Source organism: Streptomyces sp. NPDC045955 (assembly GCF_056430805.1).
In genome coordinates, this window is record NZ_JBWKKY010000001.1 from 402,684 (window position 1) to 424,723 (window position 22,040).

General features: G+C 72.3%; 20 protein-coding genes. 9 read left to right on the plus strand and 11 right to left on the minus strand.

Features of this window, described 5'->3' with window-relative positions; all coding sequences use genetic code 11:
* Window positions 1-19 precede the first annotated feature (19 nt).
* Window positions 20-1,522, plus strand: a complete 1,503-nt coding sequence (locus tag AC07F0_RS01845; RefSeq protein ID WP_478972939.1) for a class I adenylate-forming enzyme family protein — start codon at window positions 20-22, stop codon at window positions 1,520-1,522.
* Window positions 1,523-1,541: 19 nt separating this feature from the next.
* Here AC07F0_RS01845 and AC07F0_RS01850 read toward each other — a convergent pair whose 3' ends face one another.
* Window positions 1,542-2,054 (minus strand): EF-hand domain-containing protein, encoded by a 513-nt coding sequence (locus AC07F0_RS01850; protein WP_478972942.1) that lies wholly within the window; start codon window positions 2,052-2,054, stop codon window positions 1,542-1,544.
* Between the two features lie 168 nt (window positions 2,055-2,222).
* The gene (locus AC07F0_RS01855) at window positions 2,223-2,603 is read right to left on the minus strand and encodes an STAS domain-containing protein (RefSeq protein WP_020272191.1); all 381 of its coding nucleotides are present in this window, start codon (window positions 2,601-2,603) and stop codon (window positions 2,223-2,225) included.
* 361 nt (window positions 2,604-2,964) lie between these two features.
* Here AC07F0_RS01855 and AC07F0_RS01860 point away from each other — a divergent pair, with 361 nt between their 5' ends.
* Together AC07F0_RS01860 and AC07F0_RS01865 are read left to right on the plus strand one after the other, a co-directional pair.
* Entirely contained in the window at window positions 2,965-3,546 is a 582-nt protein-coding gene (locus AC07F0_RS01860; protein ID WP_478972945.1) for a sigma-70 family RNA polymerase sigma factor, read from the plus strand.
* Window positions 3,543-4,814 carry a maleylpyruvate isomerase N-terminal domain-containing protein gene (locus tag AC07F0_RS01865; protein ID WP_478972948.1) on the plus strand — a complete coding sequence of 424 codons (1,272 nt, stop codon included), beginning with the start codon at window positions 3,543-3,545 and terminating at the stop codon, window positions 4,812-4,814. The genes AC07F0_RS01860 and AC07F0_RS01865 overlap by 4 nt, the downstream gene beginning before the upstream one ends.
* Before the next feature lie 78 nt (window positions 4,815-4,892).
* Here the strand turns inward: AC07F0_RS01865 and purU are convergent, their stop codons facing one another.
* Both purU and AC07F0_RS01875 read right to left on the minus strand, forming a co-directional pair.
* Window positions 4,893-5,774, minus strand: a complete 882-nt coding sequence (gene purU / locus AC07F0_RS01870; protein WP_478972951.1) for a formyltetrahydrofolate deformylase — start codon at window positions 5,772-5,774, stop codon at window positions 4,893-4,895.
* 46 nt (window positions 5,775-5,820) lie between these two features.
* Entirely contained in the window at window positions 5,821-6,321 is a 501-nt protein-coding gene (locus tag AC07F0_RS01875) for an SCO4402 family protein (protein WP_391077532.1), read from the minus strand.
* A 117-nt stretch (window positions 6,322-6,438) separates the two neighbouring features.
* Between AC07F0_RS01875 and AC07F0_RS01880 the strand changes: the two genes are divergently transcribed.
* Window positions 6,439-7,752 (plus strand): ABC transporter substrate-binding protein, encoded by a 1,314-nt coding sequence (locus AC07F0_RS01880; RefSeq protein ID WP_478972954.1) that lies wholly within the window; start codon window positions 6,439-6,441, stop codon window positions 7,750-7,752.
* Window positions 7,753-7,776: 24 nt separating this feature from the next.
* On the opposite strand, the gene AC07F0_RS01885 is transcribed toward AC07F0_RS01880, so the two are convergent.
* Both AC07F0_RS01885 and AC07F0_RS01890 read right to left on the minus strand, forming a co-directional pair.
* The gene (locus AC07F0_RS01885) at window positions 7,777-9,453 is read right to left on the minus strand and encodes a hypothetical protein (RefSeq protein WP_478973572.1); all 1,677 of its coding nucleotides are present in this window, start codon (window positions 9,451-9,453) and stop codon (window positions 7,777-7,779) included.
* A gap of 536 nt (window positions 9,454-9,989) precedes the next feature.
* A complete protein-coding gene (locus tag AC07F0_RS01890; RefSeq protein ID WP_478972957.1) occupies window positions 9,990-11,375 on the minus strand; it encodes a transcriptional regulator in 1,386 nt (461 codons plus the stop codon).
* A gap of 306 nt (window positions 11,376-11,681) precedes the next feature.
* On the opposite strand from AC07F0_RS01890, the gene AC07F0_RS01895 reads away from it, so the two are divergent.
* The 3 genes from AC07F0_RS01895 (at window position 11,682) to AC07F0_RS01905 (ending at window position 14,857) form a co-directional block, all read left to right on the plus strand.
* A complete protein-coding gene (locus AC07F0_RS01895; protein ID WP_478973575.1) occupies window positions 11,682-12,344 on the plus strand; it encodes a bifunctional DNA primase/polymerase in 663 nt (220 codons plus the stop codon).
* Window positions 12,345-12,476: 132 nt separating this feature from the next.
* Complete coding sequence (locus AC07F0_RS01900) at window positions 12,477-13,268, plus strand: ABC transporter ATP-binding protein (protein ID WP_029180890.1); 792 nt, start codon at window positions 12,477-12,479, stop codon at window positions 13,266-13,268.
* A complete protein-coding gene (locus tag AC07F0_RS01905) occupies window positions 13,265-14,857 on the plus strand; it encodes a transporter (protein WP_478972960.1) in 1,593 nt (530 codons plus the stop codon). The genes AC07F0_RS01900 and AC07F0_RS01905 overlap by 4 nt, the downstream gene beginning before the upstream one ends.
* A 25-nt stretch (window positions 14,858-14,882) precedes the next feature.
* Here the strand turns inward: AC07F0_RS01905 and AC07F0_RS01910 are convergent, their stop codons facing one another.
* On the minus strand, window positions 14,883-15,770 hold the full coding sequence (locus tag AC07F0_RS01910) for an alpha/beta fold hydrolase (RefSeq protein ID WP_436730662.1): 888 nt from the start codon (window positions 15,768-15,770) through the stop codon (window positions 14,883-14,885).
* A 616-nt stretch (window positions 15,771-16,386) separates the two neighbouring features.
* Window positions 16,387-17,079, minus strand: a complete 693-nt coding sequence (locus AC07F0_RS01915; RefSeq protein ID WP_053671441.1) for an iron-dependent transcriptional repressor DtxR — start codon at window positions 17,077-17,079, stop codon at window positions 16,387-16,389.
* Between the two features lie 232 nt (window positions 17,080-17,311).
* Between AC07F0_RS01915 and AC07F0_RS01920 the strand changes: the two genes are divergently transcribed.
* Window positions 17,312-18,067 (plus strand): SIS domain-containing protein, encoded by a 756-nt coding sequence (locus AC07F0_RS01920; RefSeq protein WP_478972963.1) that lies wholly within the window; start codon window positions 17,312-17,314, stop codon window positions 18,065-18,067.
* A gap of 8 nt (window positions 18,068-18,075) precedes the next feature.
* Here AC07F0_RS01920 and AC07F0_RS01925 read toward each other — a convergent pair whose 3' ends face one another.
* Together AC07F0_RS01925 and AC07F0_RS01930 are read right to left on the minus strand one after the other, a co-directional pair.
* The gene (locus AC07F0_RS01925; RefSeq protein ID WP_478972966.1) at window positions 18,076-19,485 is read right to left on the minus strand and encodes a PAS domain-containing protein; all 1,410 of its coding nucleotides are present in this window, start codon (window positions 19,483-19,485) and stop codon (window positions 18,076-18,078) included.
* Window positions 19,486-19,652: 167 nt separating this feature from the next.
* Window positions 19,653-20,066 carry a RidA family protein gene (locus AC07F0_RS01930; RefSeq protein ID WP_478972969.1) on the minus strand — a complete coding sequence of 138 codons (414 nt, stop codon included), beginning with the start codon at window positions 20,064-20,066 and terminating at the stop codon, window positions 19,653-19,655.
* A 284-nt stretch (window positions 20,067-20,350) separates the two neighbouring features.
* Here AC07F0_RS01930 and AC07F0_RS01935 point away from each other — a divergent pair, with 284 nt between their 5' ends.
* Window positions 20,351-20,860, plus strand: a complete 510-nt coding sequence (locus AC07F0_RS01935) for an HIT family protein (protein WP_478972972.1) — start codon at window positions 20,351-20,353, stop codon at window positions 20,858-20,860.
* Window positions 20,861-20,878: 18 nt separating this feature from the next.
* Here the strand turns inward: AC07F0_RS01935 and AC07F0_RS01940 are convergent, their stop codons facing one another.
* Complete coding sequence (locus AC07F0_RS01940; RefSeq protein ID WP_478972974.1) at window positions 20,879-21,979, minus strand: citrate synthase 2; 1,101 nt, start codon at window positions 21,977-21,979, stop codon at window positions 20,879-20,881.
* Window positions 21,980-22,040: the final 61 nt, after the last annotated feature.

The window sequence follows — 22,040 nt, forward strand, 5'->3', positions numbered from 1 at the left end:
AAGCAGCAGGGGGGCAGCCGTGACCGAGACCCCGCACGCCCTGAGTTCGTCGCGCACCCTGTGGGAGCTTCTCGCCCGCCGCGCCGCCCTCACCCCCGGCCGCCCGCTCTTCCTCCAGGACGACCGCGCGCTCACCTTCGGCGCCCTGCGTACGCGCGCCGAGCGGGTCGCGGCCGGCCTGTACGGCATGGGCGTACGCCCCGGCACGGTGGTCGCCTGGCAGCTGCCCACCCGCATCGAGACGGCCCTGCTCTCCTTCGCGCTGGCCCGCCTGGGCGCCGTGCAGACCCCGGTGATCCCCTTCCACCGGGACCGCGAGGTCGGCTTCGCGCTGCGCGCGTCGAAGGCGGAGTTCTTCGCGGTGCCGGGCGAGTGGCGCGGCTTCGACCACACGGAGATGGCCCGGCGGCTCGGCGCGCGGGGCGTCTTCGAGGCCTACGACGACCTGCCCGACGGCGATCCGTCCGTACTGCCGCCCCCGCCCTCCGACGGCACCGCGGTCCGCTGGATCTACTGGACGTCCGGCACGACCTCCGCCCCCAAGGGCGTGCTGCACACGGACCGTTCCCTGCTCGCGGGCGGCTCCTGCCTCGCCCACGCGCTGCGCCCATCGGCGGACGACGTGGGGTCGATCGCCTTCCCGTACGCCCACATAGGCGGGCCCGACTACACGGTGATGCTGCTGCTGTACGGCTTCCCGGCCGTGCTGTTCGAGCAGTTCGCGCTGCCGGAGGCGCTGGCGGCGTACCGCGCGCACGGGGTGACGATGGCGGGCGGCTCGACGGCGTTCTACTCGATGTTCCTGGCGGAGCAGCGGAAGCAGCCGGGCGTTCCGCTCGTCCCCTCGCTGCGGCTGCTGGCGGGGGGCGGGGCGCCCAAGCCGCCGGAGCTGTACCACGCCGTCGTCCGCGAGATGGGTGTGCGGCTCACCCACGGCTACGGCATGACCGAGGTACCGATGATCACCATGGGGTCGCCGGACGACTCCCCCGAGCTGCTGGCGACGACCGAGGGACGGCCGCCGGAGGGGATGGAGATACGGATCGTGGACGGGGAGGTGCGGTTGCGCGGGGAGGCGGTGTGCCGGGGATATCTGGACCCGGGGCAGACGGCCGAGGCCTTCGACGAGGAGGGGTTCCTGCGCACCGGCGACCTCGGGCGGCTGACGGAGAGCGGGCACCTGGTCCTCACCGGCCGGCTGAAGGACGTGATCATTCGCAAGGGCGAGAACATCTCGGCCCAGGAGATCGAGGAGCTGCTGCACCGGCATCCGGCGGTCGGGGACGTGGCGGTGATCGGGCTGCCGGACGCGGCGCGCGGGGAACTGGTGTGCGCGGTGGTGGAACAGGCCCCGGGGGCGGAGGTGTTGACGCTCGCGTCCGTGACCGCCTTCCTGCGCGCGCAAGGACTGTCCGTGCACAAGCTGCCCGAGCGGCTGGAGGTGGTGGACTCCCTTCCGCGGGGCGCGACCCTGCGGAAGGTGCTGAAGTACAAGCTGCGCGAGCGCTATGCGGGCACGTGAGGCCCGGCGCCCGGGGCGGCTACTCGGGCACGGTGAAGTAGCGGGCGAAGGCGGACACGACCTCGGCCTCGCCGACCTTGCCGTCACCGTCCGTGTCGAGCGTGGCGGCGGCCGGGCCGGCGACGTCCTCCGGGACGCCGAGGCACTTCAGGACGCGGGCGGCCTCCTCGACCGTCGCCGCGCCGTCACCGTCGGCGTCGGCGACGTCCAGGGACGCGTGCAGGAAGGGGCGGGCGATCTCGGCGAAGCGGTCGGGGTTGTCGCGCAGCCGCTTGACCGCGCCGTTGACGAACTCCTCGCGCGTGATGCGCTGGTCGCCGTCACGGTCCGCAATCCCGGCCATGCCCTGCCAGAAGCCCTCGGCACCGCCGTACAGCGCCTGGCCCTTGTCGGACCGGGCCGCCACGGCGAACTCCGTGAGCAGCGCCTTGGCCGCGCCGTAGAAGTCCTCGCGGTCGATGTAGCCGTTGCCGTCCTGGTCGAAGGTGGCGAACCGGGCGGCGATCCTGCGCTCGTACTCGCTGCTGACCATGTCTCTTTCGGGCCGCCTTACGTCGGGTGGGGTGCTTCTGGCTCGGAGCGTACGACGGAGGGGGCCGTTCGGGCGCGGGAAAACGTCACTTGTGCCAAGACCGGGGGAATTCCGGGACAACGGCGTGTCGGAACGGCAACACTCGTCCTACCGTGCGTCACCGGCTCCTCACGCGGACAGGGGTTCGCCCTCGTCGCCCAGGGCCGCGTCCACATCGCCGTACACGTCGAACAGCCTGCGGACGCCCAGCGCGCCGAGGACCCGGTTGACATGCGACCCGTCGGCCGCGCCCCGGGCGGGCAGCACCAGCCGCAGCCGGCCCTGGCAGGAGCGGATCAGCCGGCGGGCGGCGATGAGCACGCCGACGCCGCTGGAATCGCAGAAGAACACCTCGGACAAGTCGAGGACAAGACAGTGGTGCCCCTCGGCCACCGCGTCGTGCACACGCTGACGCAGCACCGGCGACGTCACCAGATCCAGCTCGCCCGACACCTGGAGCACGGCCCATTCGCCCTGCTCGCCGCCGGTCACTTTGAAGGTCACCACCACGCCCTTCGATCGCCAAAACCGGAAGCAGTCCCTACGCTTCCTTGCAGCGCGGCTGCCCAGCGGCCGTTCCCTGAAACACAACCCGAAAAACGGATCCCTTGCAAAAGAGGCTTGTTTTAGTCGACTTCGTTCCTGTTCGATCGCCTTCAGTCAGGTCTGATCAGAGGAGGGCGGGGTAGGTGCGGCCCGACAGCACTCGTCGCGAGCACCGGAGGCCCCCTACCACCTGCGGCCGGTCAGGGGGCGCACATTGCCACAAAGGGGCGTGCGCTACCGGACGTGCCGACTACATTCGGAAAGGCGTCGGACACAGGCTGGGCAGGGCACGGGCGCGGGACACGAGCAGGGGGTGAGGGGCCGCATGGCGAAAAATGACGTACCGCCTCGCTGGGACCGCAAGATGCAGCAGCGGCTCGCCCGCGGGGAGGCCGCCGCCCTCGGTGAGCTCTACGACCGGTTCGCCTCCCTCGTGCACGGCCTCGCTCACCGCGTCCTGGGCGACGAGCGCGCCGCCGACGCCATCACACGCGAGGTCTTCGTCCACGTCTGGGAGCATCCGGACACCTACGACCCGAAACAGGGCCCTTTGCGTACCTGGGTCGCCACGCTGACCCACCGCCTGGCCGTCCAGCGCCTGCGCGCCACCGAGACCGCCGCGCTCGCCCGCGAGGGCTCCGGCACCGCGGAGGAACTGGAGCACACCGTGCGCCGGGCCTCGGTCGCCGCCCGCGCCGACTACATCGTCCAGTCCATGCCGGTCCCGCTGCGCTCGGCCCTGGAACGGGCCTACTTCCAGCGCCGCGACTACCGCCAGACCGCCACCGACCTCGGCATCACCGAGGACGAGGCCCGCCGCCGCCTCCGCCTGGGCCTGCAACTCCTGGCCACCGCCCACGACTCCGAGGCACCCGGCGCACCGCCCGGACACGGGGGTGTGGGGTGAACGGGCCGGACCGGTTCGAGGCGTACGACGGCGATGACGAGGAACCGGGGCGCCCGCCGCGGATCCCCACGCCCCGGGCCTCCGTCGAGGACACCGGGCTGCCGCTGCCCGCGCTGGAGGATCCCGGTGACGCCGCACAGCCGCCGCCCGTACGGCCCGTGTTCGAGCACCCCGTGCTGAAGGCCCTGCTCGGCGCCTGGGCACTGGCCGCGTGCTCGGCACAGGAGGCCACGGCCGTCGAGGAGCACCTCGGCGAGTGCGGCGCGTGCGCCGACGAGGCGCGGCGGCTGCGCGAGGCGGTCGGGCTGCTGCAACGCCCCGACAGCCTCGACCTGGACCCGGGCCTGCGCACCCGGGTCCTGCAGTCCTGCCTGGAGCGCCGCCCGCCGCGCATCCCGGTGCCGGACTGGGCCGCCGCTTACGACACCGAGACCGCGCGCCTGGACGCCCTGCTGCAGGACTTCGGCGACGCCGAGTGGCACGCGCCGGTACGGCTGCGCTGGTACCGGGGCGACGAGGCCACGAGCCGCCGTACCACCGTCGCCGGCGTCATCGCGCACCTGCTCAGTGTGGACGGGCTGGTCGCGGTCGCGCTGGGCCTCGACGACCCGCTCGGCGACGTCACGTCCCGGCGGCCCACCCCGGCGGCCCGCACCGAGGCGTACTGGAGCGCCTCCCACTTCCCGCCCACCCGTGCCGTGCGGGCGCCCTGGCGGGAGCAGAGCCACGACCTCGTCCGCACGGTGTCCTTCACGGGCAGCGGCGTCGGCGGGCTCTCGGTGCCGTACGGCGACTTCGAGCTGCCCCTGCACGACGCGATGCTCGACCGGGCCTTCGAGTGCTGGGTACACGCGGAGGACATCGCGGACGCGGTCGACTACCCCTACGACCCGCCCTCGCCGCGCCATCTGCACCGCATGATCGACCTGGCCGCCCGCATGCTGCCCGACGCCCTGGCCGAACGCCGCCGAGGCGGCCTGGCCGCACCCTCCCACCACCGCCATCTCGTGGCAGCGGGCGAACCGGGCCGCAGCCTCCGCCTGGAGATCGAGGGCTCGGGCGGCGGCGAGTGGCTGATCCCCCTCGACTCCCCCGCCGCGAAGGGCTCCGCCGAGCACGAGGTCGCCCACGTGGCCCTGGACGGCGTCGAGTTCTGCCGCCTGGCAGCGGGCCACGTGCCCCCGCAGGAGGCCGCGGCGGGCCAGATGGGAGACAGAGAGGCGATCAGGGATGTCCTGTTCGCGGCGGCTTCACTGAGCAGGATGTGAGGTTTTCAGGGGCGCGGGGAACTGCGCGACAAGCCACAACCCACCCGCACCCGCCACACAACCGGAACGCCCGAGCTCCTAGGCGAAAATCACAGTCCGGCGCCCATTCAGCAGAATCCTCCGCTCGGCATGCCACTTCACGGCCCGGGCCAGCGCCTGACACTCGACATCGCGCCCGATCGCGACCAGCCCCTCCGGCGTCACGTCATGCCCGACCCGCTCGACCTCCTGCTCGATGATCGGCCCCTCGTCGAGATCAGCCGTCACATAGTGAGCAGTCGCCCCGATCAACTTCACACCCCGGGCGTGAGCCTGGTGATACGGCTTCGCGCCCTTGAAGCTCGGCAGGAACGAGTGGTGGATGTTGATGATCCCCCCGGCGAGTGCCTTGCACAGGTCGTCCGACAGCACCTGCATGTACCGCGCGAGCACGACCAGCTCGACACCCTCCTCCCGCACGATGTCGAGCAGCCGGGCCTCTGCCGCCGGCTTCGTGTCCTTCGTCACCGGGATGTGGTGGAAGGGGATGTTGTACGAGCCCACCAGCTCCGCAAAGTCCGTGTGGTTGGACACCACACCCGCGATCTCCACCGGCAGCGCCCCGGTCCGCGCCCGGAACAGCAGATCGTTCAGGCAGTGCCCGAACTTGCTGACCATCAGCAGAATGCGCATCTTCTCGTCGGCCCGGTTGATCTGCCAGTCCATCTGGAAGGAGTCACCGATCGCCGCGAAGCTGGCCCGCAGCTTGTCCAGGGTCACCGGCGCCTCGGCCGAGAAGTGGACCCGCATGAAGAACAGTCCCGTGTCGTGGTCGCCGAACTGCTGGCTGTCCTCGATGTTGCAGCCGGTCATGAACAGATAGCTCGACACGGCGTGCACGATGCCCTTCCTGTCGGGACAGGAGAGGGTGAGGACGTACTGGTCGGCCGGGGCCGCGGCGCTGGTGGACTGCTCGTTCATGCAGGACAGGTTCCCACAAGGTGCGAGACCACCGGCAATCGTCCCGCTACGCGGACCTCGTCATGATCCGCAGCACCTCCAGGCTGCGCGGCGGCGCGTCCGGCTCGTCGCCGTCGCTCACGGCCAGCCGGACATGCGCGTCCCGGGCCGCCTGGACCGCGTCGGGCCACGCCTGGTGCTCGAGGTACGCGGCGACCGGCGCGTCCGGCCCGACCTGGTGCATGATCCGCAGCACGCGCAGCACGGCGGTGTCGACGAGGGCCGCCTCCTGCGAGTCGCGGAAGATCGTGCCGACGTACTTCTCGGCGGACCAGTGGTCCAGCCAGGTGTCCTCGACCAGCCGGTACACCGCGTCGGTCACGTCGCCGTAGCCGTCCACGCCGGCCAGCCAGACGTCCCGCTGGAACACGGGATCGGAGAGCATGTGCAGCGCCGAGCGCACGTTGCTGCGCCAGCGCCACCACGGCATGTCATTGACAGGCATGCCGCCCATGGTGGATGAGCGACGGCCACGACGGGAAGAGTTCTCCGAAGCTTGCACGGTCATCGATCGTACGTTCCCCTTCACATCGGTCACACCGACCCCTGTAATTCACCTGCGTGTCACCGATCGTTGACCGGAGGTCACTCACGGGTTAGTCATGTGGCGGAATCGTGCGGAGTCATGACCGGCAGGCGACGCAAGCGCAGCACATTCCTCCCCGGCCTCCTCACCCGTCACGCCAGATCCGGCGTCCTCTCCGCGGGCACGGCGGTCGCGTGCGCCTCGCTCCTCGCCGGCTGCGGGGTCGTCCCCGGCACCACGGGGGGTGCCGGGGACGACCCGATCACCGTCATGACCTGGGCGCCGCAGGACACCAAGGCCACCAACAAGCCCGGTATGCCCGCCTTCGCCCGCGCCTACGCCCGCTGGGTCAACGCCCACGGCGGGATCAACGGCCGCAAGCTCAACGTGCTGACCTGCAACGAGCACAACGACAGCGTGGCCGCCGCCAAGTGCGCCCGCCGGGCCGTCAAGGAGAACGTCGTCGCGGTCGTAGGATCCTACAGCCAGTACGCCGACTCCTTCTTCCCGTCGCTGGAGGGAGCGGGCATCCCGTACATCGGCGGCTACGGCATCACCAACGCCGAGTTCACCAGCCCGCTGTCCTACCCCGTCAACGGCGGCCAGCCGGCGCTGCTCGCCGGGCTCGGCAGCGCGCTCGCCGGTGACTGCGGGCCCGTGGCGCTGATCCGGCCCGACACCATCACGGGCGACCAGCTGCCCCCGCTACTCGACTCCGGCCTGAAGGCGGGCGGGCACCGGCCCGCGCGGGACCAGCGGGCGGCGGAGGACGCCACAGAGTACGACGGCCAGGCCGGCCTCGCACTGCGCACCGCGACCGCGGACCCGGGGGGCGCGGGGTGTGTGGTGCCCGCGCTCGGGGACCGCAACGGCACCTTCATGGACTCCTTCCGCCGGGCCCGCGAGGACTATCCCGAGGTACGGACGGCCACCGTGCTCGGCAGCGTCGACCAGACGGTGATCGACGCGACCGGCGGGGCGTCGGGGCCGTACGAGGGCTCGTACATCACCGGCTGGTACCCGGTGGCGAGCGATCCCCGCTGGGACGCGATGAAGCGGGTGATCAAGGAGGAGGCCTTCGACGACAACCGCATCGACCCCGCGGACGCCGGAGTGCAGACCACCTGGATCGCCTACACCGTGTTCCACAAGGTCATCGAATCGCTCGGCGGCGGTGAGGTGACCGCCGACACGGTCACGGAGGCCCTCGACGACGGCCTCCGGATCAACACGGGCGGGCTCACGCCGACGCTCCGGTGGCGGTTCCAGGACAAGCTCGCCGCCGCCGGCTTCCCGCGCCTGGTCAATGCGAACGTGACCCTTCAGGTGGTGCGGGAGGGACGGCTGGTGTCGGCGCGGAAGGGCTTCGTCGACACCACGAGGACCCTTCAGAACGCCGACGTGACCTACTGAGTCCCCTGCCGGTTTCCACTCACCTCACAGCTGCGTGGGCTGGCGCTCGGTCAGGCCGTACTCCTTCGCGATGCCGTTCCACAGGCGGGCCGCCTTGGTCTTCTCGGTGCTCGCGACACCGCTGGCCCGGTTGCCGGCCTGCGTCTGGCCGGTGACGCGGGCCTGGCCCTTCTTGCAGCCCTTCTTGCCCGCGGTCTGGTCGGCCCAGGCCGCGTAGTGGTTGTCGGCCGAGGCGGAGGCCTGCCACGCCTTGGTCAGGGCGGTGGTCAGCGCGGCGTGGTCGGGCAGCTTGTCGACCGTGATGCCGGAGAGCCGGGTGACCAGCTGGTTGCGCTGCTTGGCCGCGTCGCGCAGGTCCTTGGCGGCCTGGGCGAGATTGTCGCAGCCCTTGACGTCGGCGACCGCGTTGATCACCGTGCTGCGGCTGTCACCGCTGTCGGCGAGCAGCTTGTCCAGCTCGACCGCCTGCGCGCGGGCCGGGTCGGCGGACGGCGAGGCGGAACCGTCCGTCGCGGGCGCCGAGGCGGCCACGGTCTTGTTGTTGTCGCCGCCGTCGTCGTCACCGCCTCCGCCGCCGGCGAGCAGCGCGCCGGCGCCGATGCCGAGGACGGCGATGCCGATGCCGACGGCCGCGATGACCGGCACGCGGGAACCGGTCCGGCCGCCACGGCCGGGCCGTCCGCCGCCGGGTGGGGCGTAGGAAGGCTGGGGCTCCGGCTGCTCGAAGCGGGGTATCTGCTGGGTGGCCGCGGCCGGGCTGTCGGCGCCGGAGTCGCTGCGGAAGAGGTTCTCGAACCCGGCGGGCGGCTGCTGGCCCCCGTCGGGCACCGGCGCGATGTACTGCGTCGCCTCGGCGTCCGGGTTCGAGGCGGGCGGCAACGGCCCGGTCCCCAGGAACCGCGTGGCCTCGGAGTCCTGCTCGGCGGGCATCTCGGGCGGCAGCGCGCCCGGGCCCACCGGGGGTATGTACTGCGTCGCCCCTTCATCGGCGGGGCCGGCGGCGACGGGCGGCAGATACTGGGTCGCCCCCTCGTCGGCGGCCGGGGGCAGCGGGGCACGCCCGGCAGCGGCCCCGTACGCGCCGTTCTGCTGGGGCGACTGCCCGCCGGCGGATCCGTGGGCATCATTCTGCTGGGGCAACTGCCCGCCTTCGGGCCCGTACGCGCCGGAGGCCGGAGGCAGGGGACCCCCGGCGGGAGCCCCGTACGCATCGGCCTGCTGCGGCGACTGCCCGCCTGCGGGCCCGTACGTGCCGGACCGCTGCGGCTGCTGCCCCCCGGTGGATCCGGGCCCGTAGGCGCCGGCCTGCTGCGGCGACTGCCCGTCTGCGGGCCCGTACGTGCCGGACGGCTGCGGCTGCTGTCCCCCGGTGGATCCGGGCCCGTAGGCGCCGGACTGTTGGGGCTGCTGCCCGCCCGCGGGGCCGCGCCCGTAGGCGTCAGCCTGCTGCCCGCCGGAGGATCCGGGCCCGTACCCGTCAGCCTGCTGCGGCTGCTGCCCGGCAGGCCCGGTGCCGTACCCGGCGGTCCCCTGGGGGCCCGCTGCCCCGGCGGGGGAGTTGTACGCGTCGGTGCCCTGGGGGTGTGAACCCGCCGTGCCGGCGGGGCCGTACGCGCCCCCCGGAGGGAGCGGGGCTCCGCCCGCGGGCGGGCCGTAGGTGCCGGCGTACGGGTTCGGGGGCCGGGTGCCCTCCGGGGGCAGCTCGCCCGGGCCCGGTGTGCCGGGGGCGGGGTGCTGGGCGTCCCATGCCGGTGGCTCCGTCCACTGCTGGGGCGGCGGGGACTGCCAGCTCTGGCCCGGCTGCGCGGACGGGGGCTGCTGGTCGGGGCCCCACGGCTGGCCCCAGGTCTGCCCCTCGGCGGGGGCGGAGGCCGGGGCCTGGCCGGTCGGGGGCGGGCCAGGCCGACGGTCGGCGGGCGCGTCACCGGGTCCGCCCGTCATGCCCGGCAGCAGGGGCTCGCCACCGTCGGAGGGCAGCACGATGCCTTCGCGCGCGGGGCGCGCCGAGGGCTCCTCGCCCTGTCCACTCTGCGTCACCGGGACTCCTACTAATGGGGGACCTTGTGAATCGTCGGGTCACGCTACCGGGTCCCCTGAGCCTCGTGCCACGCAGCACAGGACGCGACCTCCTGCCCTGTGAGCGCGGTAACAAAACCGGGTCACGGCACGCCGCCCCCGTCACCTCCTTCGCGTCAAGCGGCCGTTCCCGTACGTTCACGCATCCGCGGACCCTGTGTTCACGCCGCCGTCTGAAGGTCGAGCCGCGCCCCGAACTCCCTGACCACCGTCTCCTCCCGGTACGGCCCCAGTCGCTGCTGGAAGTCCTCCAGGTACTCGGCGCCCCGGTTGGAGCGCAGTCCCTCCAGCAGTTCGACGGCCTTCATGCCCGTGCTGCACGCCTCTTCGATCTCGCGCTGCTGCACCTGCGCCGTGGCCAACAGCACATAACCGATGGCCCGGCGGCGCGCCCGCGTCTCGGGATGCCCGGCCAGCGACTCCTGCGCGCACCGCGCCGCCGCCTCGGCCTGTCCCAGATCCCGGTGGCAGTGGGCCAACTCGTCGGCTAGATAGGCCTCGTCGAAGTGCGCGATCCACGCCGGGTCGTCCCCGGTGTCCGGGTCCGCCGCTTCCAGGGCGCTCACCGCGCGCCCGGCGCTGGACTGAGCGGCGCGCGCGTCGCCCAGCAGGGCGTGCCCGCGCGCCTCCGCCGCGTGGAACATCGACTCCGCGCGCGGCGTCACGCGCCCCCGCGCCCCCTCTTGCGCCGCCCGTGCCAACTGTGCGATCTCCCGCGGGTTTCCGAGCTGCGCGGCGAGGTGGCTCATGGAGGCGGCGAGCACGTATCCGCCGTAGCCCCGGTCCCCGGCCGCCTGGGCCAGCCGCAGCGCCTGGATGTAGTAGCGCTGAGCCAGTCCCGGCTGCCCGGTGTCCACGGCCATGTATCCGGCGAGTTCGGTCAGCCGCGCCACCGCGGCGAACAGGTCCCGCCCGACCGCCTCCCGGTACGACCCCGCCAGCAGCCCCGAGACCACGCTGTTGAGGTAGTGCACGACGACCGGCCGAACATGCCCGCTGCCGTACTGGTGGTCGAGATCCACCAGCGCCTGGGTCATGGCCCGCACCGCCTGCACGTCGGACTGCCCGACCCGCGGCCCGGCCGAGCGCGCCACCTGGCCGTCGGGTGCGGAGATCAGCCAGTCGCGGCTGGGCTCGACCAGCGCGGACGCGGCGACGGAGGAGCCGGACAGGAAGTCCCGCCGCCCCACGTCACTGCGCCACAGCTCGCAGACCTGCTCGATGGCCCCCAGTACCGTCGGCGAGAACTGGAGACCCACGCCCGAGGCGAGGTTCTTGCCGTTGGCCATGCCGATCTCGTCGATCGTGACCGTGCGGCCGAGCTTGCGGCCGAGCGCCTCGGCGATGATCGCCGGTGCCCGTCCCCGTGGCTGCTGCCCGCGCAGCCAGCGCGCCACCGACGTCTTGTCGTAGCGCAGGTCGAGGCCGTGCTCCGCACCGCACATGTTGACCCGGCGGGCGAGGCCGGCGTTGGAGCATCCGGCTTCCTGGATGAGCGCCTGGAGCCGTTCGTTCGGCTGCCTGGCGACGAGCGGCCTTGCGGCCATGGCGTACCCCCTGTGGCTGCGGTGCCTGCCCACGCACCGAGTTGACGTGTCTTCCACGGCCGGGCCCCTCGCGTCCCAGCGAAATGTTCCGGCCGTGAAGATCAATGCCCCGCCGACCAGGCGAAAATGCGAGGCATGTGAGGATTGCCGGGGTAACGGCTGGTGCCGGCCCCCCTCGTGGCTACCCAGCCCCCGCCGCGGTTCCTCCTGCGCGCCCCCGCACATGCACCCATGCGCCCCGACACCAGGGGCGATGCTCCTCCCCGCGCACGCCAGCGGGCGTAACCCCTGGTGACGACCAGAGTTGTGTTCATCGTGGAAGAGACGATCGCCGGCACCGAAGCCGCTCAGATCCCGAAGCAGCGCGGGGAATCGCTGCTGGAGACCGCTGTCCGCTACGCCGAGGAGCGCCACTGGGACGTCTTCCCCGGCACCTGGCTGGAAGCCGCCGACGGCGCTCAGCGCTGCTCCTGCGGTGACGCCGCGTGTCCGGCCCCGGGATCGCACCCGGCGCGCCCGGACTGGGAGTCGCAGGCGACGGGCAGTGCGACCGTCGCGCGGCGGATGTGGCAGAAGCAGCCGACGGCGTCGATCCTGCTGCCGACGGGGCGTACGTTCGACGCGATGTCCGTGCCGGAGACCGCCGGGTTTCTCGCGCTGGCGCGGATGGAGCGGATGGAGCTGACGCTGGGGCCGGTGACGCTCACGCCGGATCGGCGGATGGAGTTCTTCGTGCTGCCGGGGGCCGCTGTGAAGGTGCCTGATCTGGTGCGGAAGCTGGGGTGGTCGTCGTCGTCGCTGGATCTGACGGTGCTGGGTGAGGGCGCGTATGTGGCTGCGCCGCCCACGCGGTTCGGGTCTCGAGGGGCTGTGCAGTGGGCCTGCCGGCCTACGCCTGCGAATCGGTGGCTGCCGGACGCGGAGGAGTTGATCTCGCCGTTGGCCTATGCGTGCGGCAGGGACCGTTAGCCACGCCTGTTCGTCTGCCTGGCCGCTGTTGTGCGGCGGCTGCTGGTCGCGTGTGGTTGATCGCGCCCACGCGGCGGAGCCGATATCAGGCAGAGCCCCGCGCCCCTGAAGAACGCCACCGTAGGGTTCGAGGTGACGGAGGGAGATGCGGTGGGATCCAGCGCTGTGCGTGTGCAGGGGCTCTGGAAGCGGTTCGGGCAGCAGGTCGCTGTTGCCGGGGTCGATCTGGAGTTGCCCGCGGGCAAGTTCATCGGGCTTGTCGGGCCGAACGGGGCCGGGAAGACCACCACGCTGTCGATGGTGACCGGGCTGCTCAGGCCCGACCACGGGACCGTCGAGGTGGTCGGGCACGACGTGTGGCGGGACCCCGTCGAGGTGAAGGCGCGGATCGGCGTGCTGCCGGAGGGTCTGCGGCTGTTCGAGCGGCTGTCGGGGCGCGAACTGCTGGCGTACACCGGTCGGTTGCGCGGACTGCCCGGTGCCGAGGTCGACAAGCGGGCCACGCAGCTCCTCGACGTCCTCGATCTGGCGGGCGCCCAGCACAAGCTCGTCGTCGACTACTCGACCGGCATGCGCAAGAAGATCGGGCTCGCCACGGCCCTCCTCCACAATCCCGAAGTGCTGTTCCTGGACGAGCCGTTCGAGGGCGTCGATCCCGTCTCCGCCCAGACCATCCGGGGCGTCCTGGAGCGGTACACCGCCTCCGGTGCCACGGTCGTGTTCTCTTCCCACGTCATGGAGCTCGTCGAGTCGCTGTGCGACTGGGTGGCCGTCATGGCCGCCGGGCGGATCCGCGCGCACGGGACGCTGGCGGAGGTGCGGGGTGACGCGCCCTCGTTGCAGCGGGCGTTCCTGGAGCTCGTCGGGGCGCAGAGCCGGGACGCCGGGTCCGATCTCGACTGGCTGGGCGGCGGGTCCCGGTGAGCGACGCCACGATCACCCCGGTCTTCGTACGGCTGAAGCTGTCGCTGCTGCGCAACGGGCTGCGGCAGTCCGGCGGGCGGAAGGCCGCCTACATCGCGTCGGCGGTCTGTGCGCTGCTGTTCGCCGCGCTGCAGCTGATCGGTCTGATCGCCCTGCGCGGGCACGCGCACGTCGAGTCGCTGGCCGTGCTGGCGGCGGCGGTGCTGGGGCTCGGCTGGGCGGTGATGCCGCTGTTCTTCCCCAGCGGTGACGAGACCCTCGATCCGACCCGGCTGGTGATGCTGCCGCTGCGCCCCCGGCCGCTGGTGCGAGCGCTGCTCGTGGCGTCGCTGGTCGGCATCGGGCCGCTGTTCACGCTGTGCCTGCTGGTCGGTTCCGTGGTCGCGGTGGCCCGGGGCGGGGCGGCGTTCGCGGTGGGCGTGGTCGCCGTCGTGCTGGCGCTGCTGGTGTGCGTGGCGCTCGCCCGGGCCGTCGCCGCCGCCAACGTACGGCTGCTGACCAGCCGCAAGGGGCGGGACCTCGCGGTGCTGAGCGGGCTCGTCATCGCGATCGGGGCGCAGGTCGTCAACTTCGGTGCGCAGCGGCTCGGGGCGTCCGGGCTGGGTGAGCTCGACCCGGTGGCGGACGTGCTGCAGTGGGTGCCGCCCGCGTCGGCCGTCGGGGCCGTGCACGCGGTGGGCGAGGGGGCGTACGGCCGCGCCCTCGCGCAACTGGCGCTGACGGCGGGCGCGCTGGCCGCGCTGCTCGCCGTGTGGTCGCGGCATCTGACCCGGCTGATGACCTCGCCCGACGGGTCGACACTGCCGACCGCCGAGTCGGCCGCCCGCGAGCGCGCGTCGACCGGGCTCGGACGGCTGCTGCCGGCGGGCCGTACGGGGACGGTCATGGAGCGCAGCCTGCGGTATGTGTGGCGCGACCCCAAGACCAAGGCGGCCTGGGTGACATCGCTGGCCATCGGGCTGATCGTGCCCGTGTTCAACGCCTGGCAGGGCACCGGGTCCGTGTACTTCGCCTGCTTCGCCGCCGGGATGCTCGGCATCCAGATGTACAACCAGTTCGGGCAGGACACCTCGGCGTTCTGGATGGTCGCGATGACGATCTCGTCGACCCGCGACGCCTACGTGGAGCTGCGCGCCCGCGCCCTGGCCCTGCTGCTGATCACCCTGCCGTACGCCACGCTCGTCACCGTCGTGACGACCGCCATGCTCGGCGACTGGCGGCGGCTGCCCGAAGCGCTGGGGCTGTCCTTCGCGCTGCTCGGCGCGATGCTCGCGACGGGGGCGTGGACATCGGCCCGCTTCCCCTACTCCATCCCGCAGGAGGGCTACAAGAACGTCGCCCCCGGGCAGACCGGGCTCGCCTGGATCTCCATCTTCGGCGGGATGATCGCCGCCGCGCTGCTGTGCGCGCCCGTCATCGCGCTCACGATCTGGCTGAACCTGAGCGCCGCCGGCGACGACTGGACGTGGCTGCTGCTGCCGGTGGGCACCGGGTACGCGGCGGCGCTCACGGCGGCGGGGCTGCGGCTCGCCGCTCCGCAGACGGCCCGGCGGCTGCCGGAGATCCTGACCGCGGTCAGCAAGGGGTGACCAGGGGGCACAACCCCCTGGGGCGTCAGTCGGCGCCGAGGGCGTCCAGGAACGGTTCGATCGCCGCGCGCCAGGCCTCCGGCTGGTCGTAGTGGACCAGGTGGCCGGCGTCGGCGACCTCCGCGTACTGGCCGCGGGGCAGGACGCGGACCATCTCCTGGGCCTCGGCCCGGCCCAGTTCGCCGTCGAGGCCGCGCACCACCAGGGCGGGGCAGCGGACCTGGGCCAGCTCCTCCCAGTGCGCGTCGTACACCCACGTCTCGCGGGAGCGGAGCATCTGCTCCGGGTCGAAGACCGGGCGCCAGCCGTCCGGGGACTCGGCCATCACCTCGGCGTAGAACTCGCCGCGGGCCGGGTTGGGCCGCTCCACCCAGGGGTCGTCCTCGCCGAACCACTTGCGGACGTCGGCGAGCGTCGCGAACGGCAGCGGCCAGGACTTGAACCACTGGTCCCACTCTCGTTGCGAGGCGGCGCCGAGCGCTGAGGCCCGCATGTCGCAGATGATCAGGCCACGGACCAGATCGGGACGCTTGGCGGCGAGCTGCCAGGCGGTCAGCGCGCCCATGGCGTGGCCGATGAGGACGACCGGGGCGAGGCCGAGCTGTTCGAGGGCGGCCTCGGCGTCGTCGACGTAGGCGTCACGCGTGAAGGAGGCCTGCGGGGGCTTGTCGCTGCGGCCGTGGCCGCGCTGGTCGAGGGCGACCGCACGGTACCGGCCGGAGAGCCAGCGGGCGGTGGACGCCCAGTGCGAGGCGCGGCCCATGAGGCCGTGCAGTAACAGCACGCCCGGGGAGCCGTCGGGCACGTCCCGCGCCGGCTCGGATCCGGCTGGATCGGTCTTGGGCGGGTCGCCGAACTCCCAGGCCGCGAGGCGTACGCCGCCCGTCCCGGTCACGTCGATGCGTCGCGCCATGTCCTGGCACCCCCCAAGCTTCGCGCGGACCGCGGCCGTCTCGGGCCGGTCGGTCCTGTGAACCGTGTTCTGCCTGCTGTGCCTGTTGCCGTTCCTGTGGTTCTTGTGGTTCCTTGCCGTTCCTGCCGGAGCGCACATCCCTGTAGCGCACATTCCGGTCGGCACGTCACTCGCAGACTATCGAATGGCCATTCGAAGAGGCCTTTCTCGCGGACAACACCCCTCGTTCGAGTGACCGCCGTCAAGGATTGATCGCCTCGGCCGAGGGGAGATCTTCAGCGGGAGGCGGACCGCTCGGGGAAACCGGTCCGCGGGGGATGACCCTGAGAGCTCGGGGCTCCGGGTCAGCACAGGGGAGGACAGGCCCCGGCGCCACACGGCGCCGGGGCTCTCCGCTTCTCCACGGCACATCCTTGCGCCCCCTCCCCGGCCGCGTGACATCGCTGTCGAACCACGGCCCAGAGCCCTCAGGTCATATGCCTCACGCGACAGCGTCGCACGGGAAACGAGCGGGCGCTGCCATTCGACGGACTGCACACCGGATGCGACGGGATCACGCCAACGCCACAATCACCCCATGGGCCACGGGAGTTGGCGAGGACCCCGGGACCGCTGTTCAGGGCTTGGCGACGAACACGTGGGAGGCGATGTCCGACTCCAGCTCGGCCGCCTCGCCACCGCTGCCGACCAGCACACCACCCGCCGACTCCGTCACACTCACCACCGAGCCGGGCTGCACACCCGCGCGCCGCAGCGTGTACATCAGCTGCGCGTCCGTCTGGATCGGCTCGCCGATCCGGCGCACCACGACCGTCTTGCCCTCGGCGCCCGGGTCGAGGCTGGCCAGCGACACCATGCCCTCGTCCAGGAACGGGTCGGCGCCGTCCTTCTCGCCGAGCTCCTCCAGCCCCGGGATCGGGTTTCCGTACGGCGACTCCGTCGGGTGCCGCAGCAGCTCCAGGACGCGGCGCTCCACGGCCTCGCTCATCACATGCTCCCAGCGGCACGCCTCGGCGTGGACCTGCTCCCACTCCAGACCGATCACGTCGACGAGCAGACACTCGGCGAGACGGTGCTTGCGCATCACGCGCGTGGCGAGACGGCGGCCCTCGTCGGTGAGCTCGAGGTGCCGGTCGCTGGCGACGGACACCAGGCCGTCGCGCTCCATCCGCGCCACGGTCTGGCTGACCGTCGGCCCGCTCTGGTCCAGCCGCTCGGCGATACGGGCGCGCATGGGGACCACACCCTCTTCCTCCAGCTCGAGGATGGTGCGGAGATACATCTCCGTGGTGTCGATCAGTCCGGACATACGTGCCCCTCGAATGAGATCTGCCGGAGGCTGGACGGCTCACCGGCGTGTGCGCTGGCCCTGCACTCAATTCTGCCGGATACCACCGACAACCGTGCCGCGGGAGGGAAAGCGAAGATTATCCGGGCCCGCGGCGGGGTACGGAGGAGCCTTTCACGGCCGTATTGACACCGCACTGGTCCAGACCGCACCGTGATGCGCGACACTCGCCCCCGGCCCGAAGGGACCCCGTATGAGCGACCGCGCGCCGGCCGGCCAGTTCCTCGACGCCGCGATCGGCCTGCTGCGGCGGGTCCGCGACGAGGAGGCCGACAGCATCGCGGCGGCCGGGACGCTCCTCGCCGACACCGTCGAGAACGGCGGCCGTCTCTTCGCCTTCGGCGCCGGGCACTCCTCCCTCGCCGCGCAGGACCTCGTCTATCGCGCCGGCGGTCTCGCCCTGATGAACCTGCTGGCCGTGCCGGGTGTCGTCGGCGTCGACGTCATGCCCGCGCCGCTCGGCTCCGCCCTGGAACGCGTCGACGGCCTCGCGAGCGCCGTCCTGGACAGCTCCCCGCTGCGCGCGGGCGACGCCCTGCTGATCATCTCCCTCTCGGGGCGCAACGCCCTTCCCGTGGAGATGGCCCTGCACGCGCGCGCCCTGGGCGTGCGGGTCATCGGCGTGACGTCGGTGGCGTACGCCTCCCGGACGACGTCGCGGCACGCCTCGGGGACGTACCTCAAGGACCACTGCGATCTCGTCCTCGACTCGAAGATCGCGGTCGGCGACGCGGAACTCACCCTCGACACCGTGCCCGCCCCCTTCGCCCCCGCCTCCACGGTCGTCACCTCGGCCCTCCTCCAGGCCGTCATGGCGACGACGGCCGCCACCCTCGCCGACCGCGGCGTCGAGCCGCCGCTCCTGCGCTCCGGGAACGTGGACGGGGGACATGACTGGAACGCGCGGGTCATGGAGCAGTACCGGGACCGGATCTTCTACCGGCACTGAACCGTCGCTCACTCCTCGTCCGACAGCCCCGCGAGATCCAGCGACGCGGCGATCCGTATCGCCACGTCCTCCGCGTACATCGCGTCGGACCGCTCGAAGGCGCTGCGCCCCGCGCCCCGCAGGAACGTCACGACGCCCAGCGTCCGCCCCCGGCTGCGCAGCACCGCGCACAGGGCGTGCACGACGTCCGGCGGCCACTGGCGGGCCAGCGCCCACTCCCGGGCCTGCTCGGGCGGGACGGTTCCCGCGCTCGCCCGCAGCGCGCCGACGCGTTCCACGCACTGCAGGGCCGGATGCCCCTCGGCGTACCGCACGGGCAGACCCGCGCGGTCGGCGAGCTTGCTCGGCCCCGGCGCGCCGGAGGGCGTCTCGGCGACCCGCACCAGCCGTACCGGGCCCTCGGTCTCCGCTTCGGTGAGCGCGCCGCCGGCCACCCGGTCGATCAGCGCGTGGTCGGCGAAACCGGCCAGGGCGAAGTCCAGGTGGATCGTCGCGGCCTCCGCCGGGTCCTCGCACTCGGCGGCGGCCCGCGAGGCCCGGTGCAGCTGCTGCGTACGGAACCGCAGCAGCGACGCCTCCTGCTCGCTCTGCTTGGCCTCCGTCACGTCCTGGAACAGCCAGCCGACGCCCAGCGGAACCGGCTCCTCCGCGAGCGGCGAGGCCAGCCGCAGGAAGCCGCTGCGCCAGCAGCGCCGCCGCTCCCCCTCGGGTGCGCGCACCGTCACCCACACCTCGGCGGGCGCGGGCGGCGCGCCTTCCGCCAGCACATGCTGCAGCGCGCTCTCCAGCTCCTCCACGCCCTGCGTGAGCAGCTCCCCGAGCGGCCGCCCGAGCACGGACGTACGTCCCGTGCCCAGCGCCCGGGCCGCGTGCGCGTTCACCACGGCGGGCCGCAGGTCGACGTCCACGAGCACGACACCCCAGCTGGCGTCCTCGAACAGCGCCTCGCTGAGGGCGATCGACCGCTCCAGATCGATCTGCGTGTGCACCTCGCTGAAGGCGCAGTACACACCCGCGGGCTTTCCGTCCGGACCCCGCACGGCCGCCGACTGTATCCGTACGAGGACCCGCCCGCCGTCCTTCGTCAGCAGCGCGAACTCGTGGACCTGGCGCCCCGGCGCGTGCATGGCGGACATCAGCCGCCCCTCGACCTCCTCGGCGTCCGCGCTGCGCACGGCCCACCCGGCGAGACCCCGACGCCCCACGGCCTCGTCCGCGCTCCAGCCCAGTATCCGCTCGGCCTCGCGGTTCCAGTGCGTCACGACCCCGTCGGCGTCGAAGGCGCACAGCGCCGCGTCCATGCCGTCCAGCAGCGCGGCGAGCAGATCCGAGCCGTCCGAGCCGTCCCGCTCGGGCTCGGGCTCGGGCCCGTCCGGCCCCAGCTCGTCGGTGGTCCCACTACGCCGGGAAGCACTCACCTGGACCCCCTGCAGGCTTGCGTCCGCACGTACGTCACGTCGGTTCGCTACTTGCAATCATTCAACTGGAACGTGACCCAGCGCACACCGAGTTCCCACAACATTGAAGGAATCGTTGTACGACGGCGATCCCCACGTCAACGCCTCGAAGGCAGCCCGCCGCGGACTCAGTCGATCAACGCCACACCCCCAGTACCACTCCCGCGGCGCGCGTACACCTCGATCTCGATCTTCATCCGGGGGTCGGCCAGCCCGCACACCACCATCGTCGCGGCCGGCCGCACCTCGCCGAAGCACGCCCGCAGCACCGGCCAGCACGGTTCGAAGTCCTCCCGCTCCGGCAGCAGGTACCGCACCCGCACGACGTCCGCGAACGAACACCCCGCCTTCTCCAGCGCGGCCCCTATGTTCCGCAGACACTGCTCGGCCTGCTCCACGACACCGTCGGAGATCGTCATGTCCGCGTAGTCGAACCCGGTCGTCCCCGACACGTGCACCCAGTCCCCGTCCACCACGGCCCGGGCGTACCCGATCCGCTCCTCGAACACCGAACCGCTGAGAATCGCCTGTCGTCGCGTCATGGGGTCAAGGTCTCAAAAAAACGGTTGATCCGAGGCCCGATGGCTTCTTAGGGTTCCAGGTACACGAGAAGGGAGGTGGTTCGGCAGATGTATGAGAACCGGACGCGTGAGGTGGCTGCGGGCTAGCGGCCCGACACCACACAGTGCGGTGCCGGACCAGCGCGTGAGCGAAGCGTGCAGCCGGCCCAATCTCCAGCAGTCACCCGACCCGCGAGCCGCCGGTACGTCCGGCCGGCCCTCCTCCGGAGGACCAGGCTCGCGGGTCGTCTGCGTTTTCGGGGGCGATGGTGGTGGGTGAGTGGCGCGACGACCGGATCGGCAGCGCCCTGCGGGGTGAGAATCCGGCCGTGATGCGGAGGCTGGACACCGGGTTCGCGGTGATCGGCGATGTGCAGTTTCTGCCCGGTTACTCGGTGTTGCTGACCGATGATCCCCTGGTGGAGCGGCTGTCGGAGCTGCCGCGGAGCAGGCGGCTGGCGTTTCTGGGGGACATGGAGCGGCTGGGGGAAGCCGTCGAGCGGGCCTGTCGGCGGGTGGAGTCGGGGTTTCGGCGGGTCAATCTGGAGATTCTCGGGAACGCCGACGGGTTCCTGCACGCGCATGTGTGGCCGCGGTACGACTGGGAGCCCGAGGATCTCGTGCGGCTGCCCGTGTGGCTCTATCCGCGGGAGATGTGGAGCGAGGAGCGGTATGCGCTCGGGGCGCGGCACGCCCCGTTGCGGGAGGCAATCGGGGAGGAGCTGGACCGGCTCGCGGGGGGAGACGTGCGGACGGCCTCACCCGGGGCGGGGTGAGGCCGTGGGTGAGACGGATCAGTGGGCGATGTCCTCGTAGCCCTCGATCTCGCGTGGGTTGCGGGAGCCGGGGCCCGTGTAGCGGGCCGAGGGCCGGACCAGGCGGCCCGTGCGCTTCTGTTCGAGGATGTGGGCGGACCAGCCGGCTGTGCGGGCGCAGGTGAACATCGAGGTGAACATGTGGGCGGGGACCTCGGCGAAGTCCAGGACGATGGCGGCCCAGAACTCGACGTTGGTGGCCAGGACCCGGTCGGGGCGGCGGGCGTGGAGTTCCGCCAGGGCCGCCTTCTCCAGGGCCTCGGCGACCTCGAAGCGGGGGGCGCCGAGTTCGCGGGCGGTGCGGCGCAGGACGCGGGCGCGGGGGTCCTCGGCGCGGTAGACGCGGTGTCCGAAGCCCATGAGGCGTTCGCCCTTGTCGAGCGCGTTCTTGACGTAGGCCTCGGCGTCTCCCGTGCGTTCGATCTCCTCGATCATGCCGAGGACGCGGGAGGGGGCGCCGCCGTGGAGGGGGCCCGACATCGCGCCGACCGCTCCTGACAGGGCCGCCGCCACGTCCGCGCCGGTCGAGGCGATCACGCGGGCCGTGAAGGTGGACGCGTTCATGCCGTGTTCCGCGGCGCTCGTCCAGTACGCGTCCACCGCCGCCACGTGCTTGGGGTCCGGCTCGCCGCGCCAGCGGATCATGAAGCGCTCGACGACCGAGTGGGCCTTGTCGATCTCGCGCTGCGGGACCATCGGCAGGCCCTGGCCGCGGGCCGACTGGGCGACGTAGGACAGGGCCATGACGGCCGCCCGGGCGAGGTCCTCGCGGGCCTCCTCGGCGTCGATGTCCAGGAGGGGCTTCATGCCCCAGACGGGCGCGAGCATGGCCAGGGCCGACTGGACGTCGACGCGGATGTCGCCGGAGTGGACGGGGATGGGGAACGGCTCGGCGGGCGGCAGGCCCGGATTGAAAGCGCCGTCGACGAGCAGGCCCCAGACGTTGCCGAAGGAGACGTGCCCGACGAGGTCCTCGATGTCGACGCCCCGATAACGCAGGGCGCCGCCCTCCTTGTCCGGTTCGGCGATCTCCGTCTCGAACGCGACGACTCCCTCGAGCCCGGGTACGAAGTCGGACATCAGGCGGCTCCTCGTGATGTAAGCGACAGATGGTGTGATGTGGGGTGGAGCGAACGAACCA